Annotated in this window: 8 protein-coding genes; 7 read left to right on the top strand and 1 reads right to left on the bottom strand. The window is 71.4% G+C overall.

Annotation, left to right across the window (positions count from 1 at the left end; all coding sequences use genetic code 11):
- Nucleotides 1-4 precede the first annotated feature (4 nt).
- Nucleotides 5-2,680 carry a SpoIIE family protein phosphatase gene (locus ACGH2B_RS05525; RefSeq protein ID WP_399084967.1) on the bottom strand — a complete coding sequence of 892 codons (2,676 nt, stop codon included), beginning with the start codon at nt 2,678-2,680 and terminating at the stop codon, nt 5-7.
- A gap of 259 nt (nt 2,681-2,939) precedes the next feature.
- Between ACGH2B_RS05525 and ACGH2B_RS05520 the strand changes: the two genes are divergently transcribed.
- The 7 genes from ACGH2B_RS05520 to ACGH2B_RS05490 all read left to right on the top strand — a co-directional run bounded on the left by ACGH2B_RS05520 (nt 2,940) and on the right by ACGH2B_RS05490 (nt 16,048).
- Nucleotides 2,940-8,441, top strand: coding sequence for a HAMP domain-containing protein (locus tag ACGH2B_RS05520; protein ID WP_399084964.1), 5,502 nt, complete (start codon nt 2,940-2,942; stop codon nt 8,439-8,441).
- Nucleotides 8,442-8,725: 284 nt separating this feature from the next.
- Entirely contained in the window at nt 8,726-9,379 is a 654-nt protein-coding gene (locus ACGH2B_RS05515; protein WP_399084961.1) for a two-component system response regulator, read from the top strand.
- A 134-nt stretch (nt 9,380-9,513) separates the two neighbouring features.
- A complete protein-coding gene (locus ACGH2B_RS05510) occupies nt 9,514-12,267 on the top strand; it encodes a DNA translocase FtsK (RefSeq protein WP_399084958.1) in 2,754 nt (917 codons plus the stop codon).
- A gap of 236 nt (nt 12,268-12,503) precedes the next feature.
- On the top strand, nt 12,504-13,307 hold the full coding sequence (locus ACGH2B_RS05505; RefSeq protein WP_399084955.1) for a helix-turn-helix domain-containing protein: 804 nt from the start codon (nt 12,504-12,506) through the stop codon (nt 13,305-13,307).
- A 106-nt stretch (nt 13,308-13,413) separates the two neighbouring features.
- Entirely contained in the window at nt 13,414-14,889 is a 1,476-nt protein-coding gene (rimO, locus tag ACGH2B_RS05500; protein ID WP_399084952.1) for a 30S ribosomal protein S12 methylthiotransferase RimO, read from the top strand.
- Nucleotides 14,886-15,524, top strand: coding sequence for a CDP-diacylglycerol--glycerol-3-phosphate 3-phosphatidyltransferase (gene pgsA, locus ACGH2B_RS05495; protein WP_399084949.1), 639 nt, complete (start codon nt 14,886-14,888; stop codon nt 15,522-15,524). Before rimO ends, pgsA begins: the two co-directional genes overlap by 4 nt.
- Nucleotides 15,521-16,048: a CinA family protein gene (locus ACGH2B_RS05490; RefSeq protein WP_399084946.1), complete on the top strand. Its 528-nt coding sequence runs from the start codon at nt 15,521-15,523 to the stop codon at nt 16,046-16,048. The genes pgsA and ACGH2B_RS05490 overlap by 4 nt, the downstream gene beginning before the upstream one ends.
- Nucleotides 16,049-16,073: the final 25 nt, after the last annotated feature.

Here is a 16,073-nt window from a genome sequence, read left to right as displayed (position 1 = left end):
CCTGCTACGGCTGTGCGGGGGGAATTCCGGGGACGCGCATCGCGAGGATCGCCATGTCGTCCGAGGCGGGCTCCGCCGCGAAGCGCTCCACGGCGCGCAGCACCCGGGCGGCGACGGCGCCCGCGGTCAGGCCCGTACACGTCGTCAGGACGTCGGTGAGGCCGTCGTCGCCGAGCATGCGGGTGCCCTCGCGGCGCTCCGTGACGCCGTCGGTGACGCAGAGCAGGACATCGCCCGGGTCGAGGGTGACGGTCTGTTCGTACAGTTCGAGGTCGTCCATGACGCCGAGGAGGGGCTGAGGTTCGGCGGCCGGTTCGACGGTGCCGTCCTGGCGGAGGCGGAGCGGGAGGGGGTGGCCGGCGCAGACCACCTTCAGCAGGGCGCTGCCGTCCTCCTGCGGCCACAGCTCGCCGTAGAGGAGGGTGAGGAAGCGGCTGCGGGCGCCCTCGTCGAGAATCGCGGCGTTGAGGCGTTCCAGGACGGCGGGGCCGCCGAAGCCCTCGCGGGCGAGGAGGCGCAGGGCGTGCCGGGCCAGGCCCGTGACGGCGGCGGCCTCCGGGCCGGTGCCGCAGACATCGCCGATGGCGAAGCCGTACGCGCCGTCGCGGATGGGGAAGAGGTCGTAGAAGTCGCCGCCGACCTCGTTGCCCTCGCCGGCCGCGCGGTAGATGACCTCCACCTCGACGCCGGGGACGTCCGGCAGCTCCGGCGGGAGGAGGCTGCGCTGGAGGGACTGGCTGATGGCGGTGCGCTCGGAGTACAGGCGGGCGTTGTCGAGGGCGAGGGCCGCGCGGCGGGAGAGGTCCTCGGCCAGCTCCAGGATCTCCTGGCGGAAGTGTTCCTCGGTGGGCTTGCCCAGGGTGAGCATGCCGATGACGCGGTTGCGGGCCACCAGCGGCAGGACGACGGTCTCGCCGCCGACCGCCGAGGCCGTGGCGAGGGAGGCGCCGGGGCCGGTGGAGGGCCGCGCGGAGTCGCCGAGGCCCAGGCTGCGCAGGGAGGTGCGCAGCGCGGCGTCGTGGGCGGCGTCGGTGGGGGCGGTCCACACCCGGGCGCCCGGGGTGGGCACCGGCTCCGGCGGAGCGACCTTCCTCAGCAGGGTCTTGAGGCCGTCGATGCGGTCCTCGTCCTCGTGCAGGACGTACGACAGCTCGGGCTCGGACGCCTGGTCGGCGACGGTGTAGACGGCGCACCAGGTGGCGAGGGTGGGGACCGTCATCTGGGCCATCAACGCCAGTGTCTGATCCCGGTCGAGGGTGCCGGCGAGCAGGTCGGACGCCTCGACGAGGAAGGAGAGGGAGCCGCGGCGGAGCTTTTCCAGCTCGGTCAGGCGGGCCCGTTCGACGGCGAGGGCGATGCGGTCGGCGGCGAACTGCAGGCGCAGCGCCTCTTCGTTGGTGTAGCGGCCGGCGCTCTCCGCGGCGACGCCGAGCGAGCCGGTCAGGCGGCCCTCGACCTTCAGCGGGACGGTGACGACGGAGCGCATGCCCGTGCCGTTGAGGAGGGGGACGGCGCCGGGGACGGCGGTGAGGTCCTCGTGGACGGACGGCATCCGGGCGGAGCCGTAGCGGCCCGAGCCGGTCTCGACGGGGACGCGGGCGAAGCGCTGGCGGGCGGAGGGCAGGCCGGTGGAGGCGCGGACCTCCAGCTCCGTCTCGTCGTCGGTGGCGAGCAGCAGATAGGCGGCGTCGCCGTCGAGCATGTCGCGGGCCCGCTCGACGGTGCGCTGGAGCAGTCCGTCGAGGTCGTCGGGGGCGGGGGAGCCGATGAAGACCTCGAACGGGTCGGACGGGCGGCCGTCGGCGCGGGAGGTCTGCGAGGCGGCGTCCGGGGCGGGGGTGCGCGTCGGGCTCTGGAGGACGGCGCGTTCGTGGTCGCGGACGAGGAGGCAGACCGTGGACGCCTCGCCGTCGGCGTCGCGGACCCGCAGGTGGGAGGCGTAGACGGGCAGGACCCGGCCGTCGGCGCCGCGGACGCCGTAGGAGCCCTCCCAGCGGGAGAGGCGCAGGGCCTCGGCGATGCCGGTGCCGGTGCCGGGGGTGTGCGGCCAGGCGGCGATGTCGGTGAGGGGTTTGCCGACGACCTGGTCGGCGTCGTAGCCGAAGAGGCCGCGGGCGTCGTCGTTCCAGGCGCTGACGCAGCCGCCGCGGTCGATCTGGATGACGGCGACGCGGACACGGTGGTCGGCGACCGGCAGGGCGTCGACGGGGAGGGCGGGGCCGGCGGAGCGGGTGCCCGCCGGACGCTCGGGCAGGTCGAGGCGGAACCAGACGTACTTGCGGTCGGGGGAGTACTCGACGCCCCAGCGGGCGGCGAGCGCGCCGCACAGCAGCAGGCCGCGGCCGCCCTCGCGGTCGGGGTGGACCAGGACACGGCCGGTGTTCTGGAGCGGGATCTCGCGCTCCGGGTAGCGGTCGGCGACGGAGATGCGGACGCCGCTGTCCTCCCGCAGGCACAGGACGTCGGCGGCGGTTCCGGCGTGCACGACGGCGTTGGTGACCAGTTCACTGGTAAGGACGACGGCGTCGTCGACGATGTCGCCGTAGCCCCAGCCCTGGAGGGTGTCGCGGACGAACGCACGGGCCTGGGCGACGGAGCGCCCGACCGGCTCGAAGGTGGCGGCGGCCCGCGCGGTGATCACTGGTCTCCTCATGCGTGTTTCGGTGATCTGGTCCCCCATACCTGCGGCGCCCCTCCGATTACCTGTCGTGCGTGTACCACCGTCTCGGGCGGGAAGCCGTGCGGGTGGACAGCCCTGTGCCAGGTTACTTACCTTCGCCGCGGCTGCGGATGCCGGTCACGGGTGATTCCGCCCCGATCGTGCCCAGGGACGGTATGCGATGCTGCCGAACTGTTATGGCCTGGTTGGGCCATGGTGAAACACTGGGCAGGCATCAGGAGAAAGCCCGGGAACGGTCGACCCTTGCGGGAGGGACACGGTGGAGTCTGGCGCAGCGGCGCGGGGCGCAAGCACGCGCGCGAAAGGCGGACGAGCCCGGAACGGCGGGACGACCGAGGTGGACACGGCGGCTCTGAACAGGCTGCTGGTCGCGCTGGTCGCGATGCGGGACGGCAACTTCCGCAAGCGGCTCACGGTCTCCGGCGACGGGATCATGGCGGAGATCGCGGCGGTCTTCAACGAGGCCGCGGACCGCAATCTGCATCTGACCGGCGAGCTGGCGCGGGTGCGCCGGGTCGTCGGACGTGAGGGAAAGCTCACGGAGCGCCTGGAGGTCGGGGCCTGCGAGGGCTCCTGGGCGGCGGCGATCGACGCGTCCAACGCGCTCGTCGACGATCTCGTACGGCCCGTCTCCGAGGTGGGGCGGGTGCTGTCGGCGGTGTCCGAGGGCGATCTGGAACAGCGGATGGATCTGCGGTCGCGCAGTTCCGACAGTTCCTCGGAGCATCCGCTGCGCGGGGAGTTCTTGAAGGTCGGGCGGACGGTCAACGGTCTGGTCGACCAGCTCTCGGCGTTCACCGACGAGGTCACGCGGGTGGCCAGTGAGGTCGGTACGGAGGGCAAGCTCGGCGGCCAGGCGCGGGTGCGCGGTATGTCGGGTTCGTGGAAGGACCTCACGGAGTCCGTCAACACGATGGCGGCGCGGCTGACCGCGCAGGTGCGGGACATCGCTCTCGTCACCACGGCGGTGGCCAAGGGTGACCTCTCACGGAAGGTCACCGTCCACGTCGAGGGCGAGATGCTGGAGCTGAAGAACACCGTCAACACGATGGTGGACCAGCTCTCGTCGTTCGCGTCCGAGGTGACGCGGGTGGCCCGGGAGGTCGGCACCGAGGGCGAGCTGGGCGGTCAGGCGCGGGTGCCCGGTGTCGCCGGGGTGTGGAAGGACCTCACCGACTCCGTCAACCTGATGGCGGGCAACCTCACGGCGCAGGTGCGCGGGATCGCGCAGGTCACCACCGCCGTCGCGAACGGCGATCTGTCGCAGCGGGTGACGGTCAGCGCCCGCGGCGAGGTGGCGCAGCTCGCCGACACGATGAACACCATGACCGAGACGCTGCGGACCTTCGCGGACGAAGTGACGCGGGTGGCGAACGAGGTCGGGGCCGAGGGGCAGCTCGGCGGTCAGGCGCAGGTGCCGGGCGCGGCGGGCACCTGGAAGGACCTGACGGACTCGGTGAACACCGCGTTCCGTAACCTCACCGCGCAGGTGCGGGACATCGCGCAGGTGACCACGGCGGTGGCCAACGGTGATCTGTCGCAGACCGTCACGGTCGATGTCGCCGGTGAGATGCTGGAGTTGAAGAACACCGTCAACACGATGGTGGGCCAGCTCTCCGCGTTCGGCGCGGAAGTCACGCGGGTGGCGCGGGAGATCGGCGTCGAGGGTGAGCTGGGCGGCCAGGCGGCGGTGCCGGGTGCGGCGGGGACGTGGAAGGACCTCACCGATTCGGTGAACACGGCCTTCCGTAACCTCACCGGCCAGGTCCGCAACATCGCGCAGGTGACGACCGCGGTCGCCAACGGTGATCTCTCGCAGAAGGTGACCGTCGACGTCTCCGGCGAGATGCTCCAGTTGAAGAACACCGTGAACACCATGGTGGATCAGTTGTCGTCCTTCGCCGACCAGGTCACGCGGATGGCCCGGGACGTCGGTACGGAGGGCCGGCTGGGCGGTCAGGCGCGGGTGGACGGCGTCAGCGGCACCTGGAAGGAGCTGACCGACTCCGTCAACTTCATGGCGGGGAACCTCACCTCGCAGGTGCGGCAGATCGCGCAGGTGACGACGGCGGTGGCGCGCGGCGACCTGTCGCAGAAGATCGATGTGGACGCGCGCGGCGAGATCCTGGAGCTGAAGAACACCATCAACACGATGGTCGATCAGCTCTCCGCCTTCGCCGAGCAGGTCACCCGCGTCGCCCGTGAGGTCGGCACCGACGGGCGGCTGGGCGGCCAGGCGCAGGTGCCGGGCGTCGCCGGTGTGTGGCGGGACCTGACGGACTCGGTGAACGGCATGGCCGGGAACCTCACCGCGCAGGTCCGCAACATCGCGCAGGTCGCGACGGCGGTGGCCCGCGGTGATCTGTCGCAGAAGATCGACGCGGATGCCCGGGGCGAGATCCTGGAGCTGAAGAACACGCTGAACACGATGGTGGACCAGCTCTCGTCGTTCGCGGAGCAGGTGACCCGGGTGGCCCGGGAGGTCGGTACCGAGGGCATCCTCGGCGGCCAGGCCGAGGTGCAGGGCGTCAGCGGTACGTGGAAGGACCTCACCCAGTCCGTCAACGGCATGGCGAACAACCTCACCTCGCAGGTGCGCAACATCGCCGAGGTGACGACGGCGGTGGCCGACGGCGATCTGTCGAAGAAGATCACCGTCGACGCCAAGGGCGAGATCCTCGAACTGGTCACCACCGTCAACACGATGGTCGATCAGCTCTCGTCCTTCGCGGAGCAGGTCACGCGGGTCGCCCGTGAGGTCGGCACCGAGGGGCAGCTCGGCGGTCAGGCGCGGGTGCCGGGCGCCACCGGCATCTGGCTCGACCTCACCGACAACGTCAACCTGATGGCCAACAACCTGACGATCCAGGTGCGGAACATCTCGCAGGTCTCGGCGGCGGTCGCCAACGGTGACCTGACGAAGAAGGTCACCGTCGAGGCGCGCGGCGAGGTCGCGCAGCTCGCCGACACCGTGAACACCATGGTCACCACGCTCTCGTCGTTCGCCGACGAGGTGACGCGGGTGGCGCGCGAGGTGGGCACCGACGGCATCCTGGGCGGCCAGGCGCGCGTACCCGGTGTCGCGGGGACGTGGAAGGACCTCACGGAGTCGGTGAACTCCATGGCCAACAACCTCACCGGCCAGGTCCGCAACATCGCGATGGTCACCACCGCGGTCGCCAAGGGCGATCTGACGAAGAAGATCGACGTGGACGCGCGGGGCGAGATCCTGGCGCTGAAGACCACCATCAACACCATGGTCGACCAGTTGTCGTCCTTCGCCGAGCAGGTCACCAGGGTGGCCCGCGAGGTGGGTACGGAGGGCCAGCTCGGCGGTCAGGCGCAGGTGCGGGGCGTGGCCGGCACCTGGAAGGACCTGACCGAGTCGGTGAACGAGATGGCGGGCAACCTCACCCGTCAGGTGCGGGCCATCGCCGCGGTCGCCGCGGCGGTCACCCTCGGCGACCACAACGTCCGGATCGACGTCGACGCGGCCGGGGAGATCCTGGAGCTCCAGGACAACGTCAACACCATGATCTCCACGCTCCGCGAGACGACGCTCGCCAACGAGGAGCAGGACTGGCTCAAGGGCAACCTCGCCCGGATCTCCGGCCTCATGCAGGGCCGGCGGGATCTGAAGGACGTCGCCACGCTGATCATGAGCGAGCTGTCGCCCGCGGTCTCCGCCCAGCACGGCGCGTTCTTCCTCGCCGCCCGGCCCGACGAGCGGGAGCTGGGCGCGGACGGCGGCGAGGCCGGCGCGTACGAGCTGCGGCTGATGGGGTCGTACGGCTACGCGATGGGCGGGATGCCGACGACGTTCAAGCCGGGCGAGACGCTGATCGGGACGGCCGCCGAGGAGGGCCGCACGATCCTGGTGGAGAACGTGCCCTCCGGCTATCTGAAGATCGCGTCGGGGCTGGGGGAGGCGCCGCCGGCCAATGTGATCGTGCTGCCGGTGCTCTTCGAGGACAAGGTGCTCGGCGTGATCGAGCTGGCGTCGTTCCAGCCGTTCACCCAGATCCAGAAGGACTTCCTCAGCCAGATCGCCGAAATGATCGCGACGAGCGTCAACACCATTTCGGTCAACACCAAGACCGAGGTGCTGCTGAAGCAGTCGCAGGAGCTGACCGAGCAGTTGAAGGAGCGTTCCGCCGAGCTGGAGAGCCGGCAGAAGGCGCTGGAGCTGTCCAACTCCGAGCTGGAGGAGAAGGCCGAGCAACTGCGGGCGCAGAACCGTGACATCGAGGTGAAGAACACCGAGATCGAGGAGGCACGGCAGGTCCTGGAGGAGCGCGCCGAGCAGCTCGCGGTCTCGATGCGCTACAAGTCGGAGTTCCTGGCGAACATGTCGCACGAGCTGCGGACGCCGCTCAACTCCCTGCTGATCCTCGCCAAGTTGCTGGCCGACAACGCCGAGGGGAATCTCTCCCCGAAGCAGGTGGAGTTCGCCGAGACGATCCACGGGGCGGGCAGCGATCTGCTCCAGTTGATCAACGACATCCTCGATCTGTCGAAGGTCGAGGCGGGCAAGATGGACGTCTCGCCGACACGGATCGCGCTGGTCCAGCTCGTCGACTACGTCGAGGCGACGTTCCGGCCGCTGACCGCGGAGAAGGGCCTGGAGTTCGCCGTCCGGGTCTCGCCGGATCTGCCGTCCACCCTCCACACCGACGAGCAGCGGCTGCTGCAGGTGCTGCGCAACCTCCTGTCGAACGCGGTGAAGTTCACCGACAGCGGCAACGTCGAGCTGGTCATCCGGCCGGCCGGGGCGGACGTCCCGGTGGCCATCCGCGAACAGCTCCTGGAGCACGGTTCGCTGCGGGACCCGGACGCCGAGATGATCGCCTTCTCGGTCACCGACACCGGTATCGGCATCGCGTCCAGCAAGATGCGGGTGATCTTCGAGGCGTTCAAGCAGGCGGACGGCACGACCAGCCGGAAGTACGGCGGTACGGGCCTGGGCCTGTCGATCAGCCGGGAGATCGCGCGGCTGCTGGGCGGCGAGATCCACGCCGCGAGCGAACCGGGCCGCGGCTCGACCTTCACGCTGTACCTGCCGCAGAACCCGGGCGGCCTCCCGCCGCAGGGCTACCCGGCGCTGGTGGCCGGGGGCCTGGCGATGGACGCCGAGGCGCGCGAGACCGAGGTCGGGCGGCAGGCGGCCGAGGAGGCGGCGCGGGAGGCCGAGGAGCAGGCGTCGGCCTCCGCGCTCGCCCGCCGCCGGCGGCGCGGGCTGACCGGTGGCGCGCGCCGGGCGGAGCTGCCCGCTCCGCCGCGGTCCGAGGGCGCGGCGCCCGAGCGCCCGGCGCCGCCGCGGCAGGCGGCGGAGCCCTGGCTCGGCAACGGCCAGGATCTGGTGGAGACGGCCGCGAGCGGCGGTTTCCACGGCGAGAAGGTACTGATCGTCGACGACGACATCCGGAACGTCTTCGCGCTGACCAGCGTCCTGGAGCAGCACGGCCTGTCGGTGCTGTACGCGGAGAACGGCCGGGAGGGCATCGAGGTGCTGGAGCAGCACGACGACGTCGTCCTGGTGCTGATGGACATCATGATGCCGGAGATGGACGGCTACGCCACGACGGCGGCGATCCGCAGGATGCCGCAGTTCGCGGGGTTGCCGATCATCGCGCTGACCGCCAAGGCGATGAAGGGTGACCGGGAGAAGAGCATCGAGTCCGGTGCCTCGGACTACGTCACCAAGCCGGTGGACACCGATCATCTGTTGTCGGTCATGGAGCAGTGGATGCGCACCAGGTGACGGTGCGTCCAGTATGGAAGCGGAAGAGGATCACCGGGTGCTGAGCACGGTGGCCGCGGACGTGGCGCGACGCGTGGCGGGGGAACCTTCCGGCCCCCTCCCGCGTTTGCCGCTACGTACACGGTGACATCGCGGTGACAGGGTGTGGCGACGAGCGGGGTGCAGCTACGATGACCGGCACAAGGACGGGCGGCATGACGGAGTCGCCCCTTGGGGCGGCGTCCGGTTCTTCCCCAAGTCCTTCGGACAGGGGAGGCCCCATGCCGGGGCGAGGAGGTCGGGCCATGGTGCAGAAGGCCAAGATCCTCCTGGTCGATGACCGGCCGGAGAATCTGCTGGCGCTGGAGGCGATCCTCTCCGCGCTCGATCAGACGCTGGTGCGGGCATCGTCCGGGGAGGAAGCGCTCAAGGCGCTGCTCACGGATGATTTCGCGGTGATCCTGCTCGATGTGCAGATGCCGGGGATGGACGGTTTCGAGACCGCGGCGCACATCAAGCGCCGTGAGCGCACCCGTGACATCCCGATCATCTTCCTGACCGCGATCAACCACGGCCCGCACCACACGTTCCGGGGGTACGCCGCGGGCGCGGTGGACTACATCTCCAAACCGTTCGACCCCTGGGTGCTGCGCGCGAAGGTCTCGGTCTTCGTCGAGCTGTACATGAAGAACTGCCAACTGCGGGAGCAGGCGTCGCTGCTGCGGCTCCAGTTGGAGGGCGGCCGGGTCGACGAGACGAAGGAGTCGGCCGGACTGCTCGCGGAGCTGTCGGCGCGGCTCGCGGCGGTCGAGGAGCAGGCGGAGGCGCTCTCCAAGCAGCTCGACGAGTCGGCGGACGCGGCGGCCGTGGCGACCGCCGCCCATCTGGAGCGGAAGCTGACCGGACTGCGGCGGGCGCTGGACGCGCTGGAGCCCGGCGCGGGCGGCACCGCGGGGTGACGGCCGGGCCGCCCGGCGGCTGACGGCTCCTCACCCGCGCCGCGGACCGCCGGACCTGACATTCCGGTACGACACGTTCGGGTGAAACGCCGCGCGCTCGTGTCAGCTCCGGCCGCGCCTGTAATCTCGTCGCCATGGCCTCACGTACGTCCGGCAAGGGAACCCAGCGCACGGCGGGCCCCTCGAAGCAACGCGCCGGAGCGTCCGGGGGCGCAGCCAGGAAGACCGCGGCGAAGGCGCCCGCCCGTAAGCCGCCGGCGAAGAAGACCGCCGCCGCGAAGAAGGCGCCGCCCCGGAAGGCGCCCGCCAAGAGGGCCCCGGCGAAGAAGGCGCCGCCGAAGCCGGCGCCGTCCCCGACCGGCGGCGTCGTCCGCCTCGTCCGGGGCTGCGGCCGGGCGTGCGCGGTGGTGTTCCGCGGGATGGGCCGCGGTGCGAAGAACCTCGACCCGGCGCACCGCAAGGACGGCCTCGGGTTCCTGCTGCTGGGCCTGGCGCTGGTCGTCGCGGCCGGTACCTGGTCCAACCTCAGCGGTCCGGTCGGCTACTTCGTCGAGCTGCTGGTGACCGGCGCGTTCGGCCGTCTCGATCTGGTGGTGCCGGTCCTGCTGGGCGGTATCGCCTGGCGGCTCATCCGCCACCCGGAGCGGCCCGAGGCCAACGGCCGGATCGTGATCGGGCTCTCCGCGCTGGTCCTCGGTGTCCTCGGGCAGGTCGCGATCGCCTGCGGGTCGCCGGGCCGGGACGACGCCGCGGGGGTCCGGGACGCCGGAGGCTATGCCGGCTGGGCCGTCTCCAAGCCGTTGATCTTCACCCTCGGACCGGCGCTGGCGGTGGCGCTGCTGGTGCTGCTGACGGTCTTCGGTCTGCTGGTCGTCACCGCCACCCCGGTCAACGCCATCCCGCAGCGGCTGCGCGCGCTCGGCGCCCGGCTCGGTGTGGTGGACACCGGGCCGGAGGCGGAGTGGACGGACTGGGCGGACGACGACGAGGAGGAGTGGGAGGAGCGTCCGGCGCGCCGCCCGCGCCGGGCCGTCGCCGCGGAGGCCGGCGATCCGGACGCGCTGGAGGCGGAGGCGCTGGCCGAGCGGCGGCGTCCCCGTAAGGAGCCCGCGCCGCCCGCCGTGGCGCGGCCGAAGGACGCGGTGGACGTCGCGGCGGAGGCCGCGGCGGCGCTGGACGGCGCGGTGCTGCACGGCGTCCAGCCCTCGCCGCTCGTCGCCGGGCTCAGCAGCAGCATCTCCGGTGAGCGCCGGGACCGGGGCGAGGGGACCACCCCGTCCGGCGCGGTCCCCCCGGCGCGCGCGGCGCAGCCGGAGGCGGCCGGTCCGCCGTCGGTGCCGGACTTCACCAAGACGCCGCAGGAGCCGGAGGGCGGGCTTCCGGCCCGCGCCGAGCAGCTTCAGCTGGCGGGCGACATCACGTACGCGCTGCCCTCGCTGGACCTGCTCTCCCGGGGCGGCCCCGGCAAGACCCGCAGCGCCGCCAACGACGCGATAGTGGCCGCGCTGACCAACGTCTTCCAGGAATTCAAGGTCGACGCGGCGGTCACCGGCTTCACCCGAGGTCCGACGGTCACCCGCTACGAGGTCGAGCTGGGTCCGGCCGTCAAGGTCGAGAAGATCACCGCGCTGGCGAAGAACATCGCGTACGCGGTGGCCAGCCCGGACGTACGGATCATCAGCCCGATCCCCGGCAAGTCCGCGGTGGGTATCGAGATCCCCAACACCGACCGCGAGATGGTCAACCTCGGCGATGTGCTGCGGCTGGCCGACGCGGCGGGCGACGAGCATCCGATGCTGGTGGCGCTCGGCAAGGACGTCGAGGGCGGCTACGTCATGGCCAACATGGCGAAGATGCCGCACATCCTCGTCGCCGGTGCCACCGGTTCCGGTAAGTCCTCGTGCATCAACTGCCTGATCACCTCGGTGATGGTCCGGGCCACCCCGGAGGACGTGCGGATGGTGCTGGTCGACCCCAAGCGCGTGGAGCTGACCGCGTACGAGGGCATTCCGCACCTGATCACGCCGATCATCACCAACCCGAAGCGGGCCGCCGAGGCGCTCCAGTGGGTCGTGCGCGAGATGGATCTGCGCTACGACGACCTCGCGGCGTACGGCTACCGCCACATCGACGACTTCAACGAGGCGGTCCGCGCGGGCAAGGTCAAACCGCCCGAGGGCAGTGAGCGGGAGCTGGCGCCGTACCCGTATCTGCTGGTCATCGTGGATGAGCTGGCGGATCTGATGATGGTCGCGCCGCGGGACGTCGAGGACGCGATCGTGCGGATCACGCAGCTTGCGCGGGCGGCCGGTATCCACCTGGTGCTCGCCACGCAGCGGCCGTCCGTCGATGTCGTCACCGGTCTGATCAAGGCGAACGTCCCCTCCCGGCTGGCCTTCGCGACGTCCTCGCTCGCCGACAGCCGGGTCATCCTCGACCAGCCGGGCGCCGAGAAGCTGATCGGCAAGGGCGACGGTCTCTTCCTGCCGATGGGTGCCAACAAGCCGGTCCGGATGCAGGGCGCGTTCGTCACCGAGGCCGAGGTGGCCGCGGTGGTGCAGCACTGCAAGGATCAGATGGCGCCGGTCTTCCGCGACGACGTGACGGTCGGCGGCAAGCAGAAGAAGGAGATCGACGAGGACATCGGCGACGATCTCGATCTGCTGTGCCAGGCCGCGGAGCTGGTGGTCTCGACGCAGTTCGGCTCCACCTCCATGCTCCAGCGCAAGCTGCGGGTCGGCTTCGCCAAGGCGGGCCGGCTGATGGACCTGATGGAATCCCGCAACATCGTCGGGCCGAGCGAGGGATCCAAGGCCCGTGACGTCCTGGTGAAGCCGGACGAGCTGGACGGAGTGCTCGGAGTGATCCGCGGGGAGGCTTCCGGGTAGAAAACCCGAGGGATTCACCCGTACGAGTCATGCGTGCGGGCGCCAAAGCAACCGTTTCTCCTGCCGATACGTCAAGTTGAGGGAGGTGAGGGAACGATGCTTCACCAGCGGAGCCGGCGGCGTCGCCACCGGCGTACCGATGGCGTACGGACTCCGTCCGCCCGCTTGCCCGTCCCTTTCGGTCCACCCCTAGACTGAACGTCCAGCAGGTGGCTACACGCTCGAAAGGCGCCCCCGTGTCCATCGGCAACTCCCCAACTGACGACCGGCCTTCCGTCGGTCGAGCCATCCAGCAGGCCCGTATCGCGGCGCGGCTGACCGTCGAAGAGGTCAGCGCGTCGACACGGGTGCGTATCCCCCTTGTCCACGCGATCGAGCAGGACGACTTCTCACGCTGCGGCGGCGACGTCTACGCCCGGGGCCATCTGCGTACGCTCGCCCGCGCCGTTCACCTCGACCCCGGTCCGCTGATCGAGCAGTTCGACGCCGAGCACGGTGGCCGGCCCGAGCCGACGCCCGCCGCGCCGCTCTTCGAGGCGGAGCGGATCCGGCCCGAGCGGCGCCGCCCCAACTGGACGGCCGCGATGGTCGCCGCGATCGTCGCGGTGGTCGGCTTCGTCGGCTTCACGCTGTTCAGCGGCGGCGGCCAGGGCGGCGGCATCTCCGTCGCCGGGGGCGACACCAACCCCGACAAGCCCTCCCCGCACCCCCGCACCACCCCCGCCGAGCACCGCCCGGACCCGGAGCCCTCCGACAGCGCCATCGCCGGGCTGCCCAAGGACAAGGTGACGATCAAGGTCATCGGCCGCGACGGACAGAGCTGGATCTCCGCGAAGGACGCCAACGGCAAGCTCCTGGAGGACGGCCTGCTGCGGCAGGGCGAGTCCAAGACCTTCACCGACAAGGAACGCATCGACCTCGTCCTCGGCAACGCCGGAGCCGTGCAGCTCTACGTCAACGGCAAAGAGGTCAAGGAGGTCGGCGACAAGGGCTCCGTGGAGCGGCTCAGCTACACCCCGGGCGACCCGCAGGCCGGCTGAACAGGACGGCCCCCCTCCGCCGCCGTGCGCTTCCCGGACACCGGCAAGCGCACGGCGGCGGACCTGCGCGCGAGGGGTGCGCCCGGGACGAAGTAGGCTGAGCCCCATGCCCGAACGCCGTACCGTCGCCCTTGTCACTCTTGGCTGCGCCCGTAACGAGGTGGACTCGGAGGAGCTCGCAGGCCGCCTGGCAGCGGACGGCTGGGACCTCGTCGAGGACGCCGCCGATGCCGATGTCGCCGTCGTCAACACCTGCGGTTTCGTCGAAGCCGCCAAGAAGGACTCCGTCGACGCCCTGCTGGAGGCCAACGATCTGAAGGATCACGGCCGCACCCAGGCCGTCGTCGCCGTCGGCTGCATGGCCGAGCGCTACGGCAAGGAGCTGGCCGAGGCGCTGCCCGAGGCCGACGGGGTGCTCGGCTTCGACGACTACACCGACATCTCCGGCCGCCTGCAGACCATCCTCAGCGGCGGCAACGTCGAGGCGCACGCGCCGCGCGACCGCCGCACGCTGCTGCCGATCAGCCCCGCCGAGCGGCAGGGCGCCGGCGCCGTGGCGCTGCCCGGCCACGCGCAGGACACCCCGCCCGCCGACCTCCCCGAGGGCGTCGCACCGGCCTCCGGGCCGCGGGCGCCGCTGCGCCGCAGACTCGGCAGCAGCCCGGTGGCGTCGGTGAAGCTCGCCTCCGGGTGCGACCGGCGCTGCTCGTTCTGCGCCATCCCCTCGTTCCGCGGTTCGTTCATCTCGCGGCGCCCCTCCGACGTCCTCGGTGAGACCCGCTGGCTGGCCGAGCAGGGCGTGAAGGAGATCATGCTGGTCTCCGAGAACAACACCTCCTACGGCAAGGACCTCGGCGACATCCGGCTGCTGGAGACGCTGCTGCCGGAGCTGGCCGCCGTCGACGGCATCGAGCGGATCCGGGTCAGCTACCTCCAGCCCGCCGAGATGCGTCCCGGGCTGATCGACGTGCTGACCTCCACCGACAAGGTGGCGCCCTACTTCGACCTGTCCTTCCAGCACGCGGCGCCCGGGGTGCTGCGCCGGATGCGGCGCTTCGGTGACACCGACCGCTTCTGGGAACTGCTGGAGCAGATCCGCGCCAAGGCGCCCGGGGCCGGTGCCCGCTCCAACTTCATCGTCGGCTTCCCCGGCGAGAGCGAGGAGGACGTCGCCGAGCTGGAGCGCTTCCTGACCGGCGCCCGGCTGGACGCGATCGGCGTCTTCGGCTACTCCGACGAGGACGGCACCGAAGCCGCCTCGTACGCGGACAAGACCGACCCGGACGTGGTCGCCGAGCGGCTGGCGCGGGTGTCGCGGCTGGCCGAGGAGCTGACCGCGCAGCGCGCCGAGGAACGGATCGGCGACACGGTCCGGGTGCTGGTCGACCGGATCGACGACGAGGACGGCGTGGTGGGCCGGGGCGCCCACCAGGCGCCCGAGACCGACGGGGTCACACTGCTGCGCGGTGCGGAGGGCCTGACGCCCGGCCGGATGGCCGAGGCGAAGGTCGTCGCGAGCGAGGGTGTGGACCTGGTCGCCGAGGTGTGCTCGGCCGAGGGCACCGAAGGGGCGGGCAGATGACGCCGCTGCCGGCTTCCGCCACCGGCGGGCCGCGCCCGGCTCAGGTCCGGCAGGCCGGGCTGTGGAACATCGCCAACGTCCTGACGATGCTGCGGCTGGTCCTGGTGCCGGCCTTCGTGCTGCTGCTGATGCACGGGGACGGGCGGGACCCGATGTGGCGCTCGTTCGCCTGGGCCGCGTTCGCCGTCGCGATGATCACCGACGTCTTCGACGGACATCTGGCCCGGTCGTACAACCTCGTCACCGACTTCGGGAAGATCGCCGACCCGATCGCCGACAAGGCGATCATGGGCGCGGCGCTGATCTGCCTGTCCCTCCTGGGCGATCTGCCGTGGTGGGTGACGGGCGTGATCCTCTTCCGGGAGCTGGGCATCACGCTCCTGCGGTTCTGGGTGATCAAGCACGGCGTCATTCCGGCCAGTCGTGGCGGCAAGATCAAGACATTGGCGCAGGGCACCGCGGCCGGGATGTACGTCCTGGTGCTCACCGGCCCGCTGGCCACGTTCCGCTGGTGGGTGATGGCGCTCGCCGTGGTGCTGACCGTCGTGACCGGCCTCGATTACGTGCGCCAGGCCGTCGTGCTGCGCCGGGCGGGGCTGGCCCGCGAGCGCGCCGAGCGGGACGCCGTACGGTGACCGGCCGGGCGGCGCGGGTGCTGGAGCTGCTCGCCGGGCGGGGGGAGACCCTCGCGGCGGCCGAGTCGCTCACCGGAGGTCTGGTCGCCGCCGGGCTGACCGCCGTGCCCGGCGCCTCACGCGTGGTGCGGGGCGCGGTGACCGCGTACGCCACCGATGTCAAGCGTTCCGTCCTGGGCGTCGACGGGGAGCTGCTCACCGCGCGGGGTGCGGTGGACGGCGAGGTGGCGCGGCAGATGGCCTGCGGGGTGCGGCGGCTGCTGGGCGCCGATTGGGGTGTCGCGACCACCGGGGTGGCCGGTCCGGATCCGCAGGACGGGCAGCCGGTGGGCACCGTTTTCGTCGCGGTCTGCGGGCCCGGGGAGGCGGTCGCGGTGCGGCGGCTGGCCCTGGAGGGGGACCGTGAGGCGATCCGCCGGGACAGCGTCGAGGCCGTGATCGGGCTGCTGTTCGGCGAACTGACAGAAAATACGGGGGCACAGGATACGGAACAACACGGGGGGAAGGGATGTTTGCAGCCCTGAGTGAACACGTACTCGCGCCCGGCAC

It is taken from the genome of Streptomyces sp. BBFR2 (genome assembly GCF_044497305.1).
Lineage (GTDB): Bacteria > Actinomycetota > Actinomycetes > Streptomycetales > Streptomycetaceae > Streptomyces.
This window is presented reverse-complemented; position numbering and strand designations above follow the sequence as displayed.

Excerpts from the sequence above, each read along its gene's own strand:
- ACGH2B_RS05510 (WP_399084958.1), top strand. The coding sequence starts at position 9,514 with ATGGCCTCACGTACGTCCGGCAAGGGAACCCAGCGCACGGCGGGCCCC.
- rimO (WP_399084952.1), top strand. The coding sequence starts at position 13,414 with ATGCCCGAACGCCGTACCGTCGCCCTTGTCACTCTTGGCTGCGCCCGT.
- ACGH2B_RS05515 (WP_399084961.1), top strand. The coding sequence starts at position 8,726 with ATGGTGCAGAAGGCCAAGATCCTCCTGGTCGATGACCGGCCGGAGAAT.
- ACGH2B_RS05525 (WP_399084967.1), bottom strand. The coding sequence starts at position 2,680 with ATGGGGGACCAGATCACCGAAACACGCATGAGGAGACCAGTGATCACC.
- pgsA (WP_399084949.1), top strand. The coding sequence starts at position 14,886 with ATGACGCCGCTGCCGGCTTCCGCCACCGGCGGGCCGCGCCCGGCTCAG.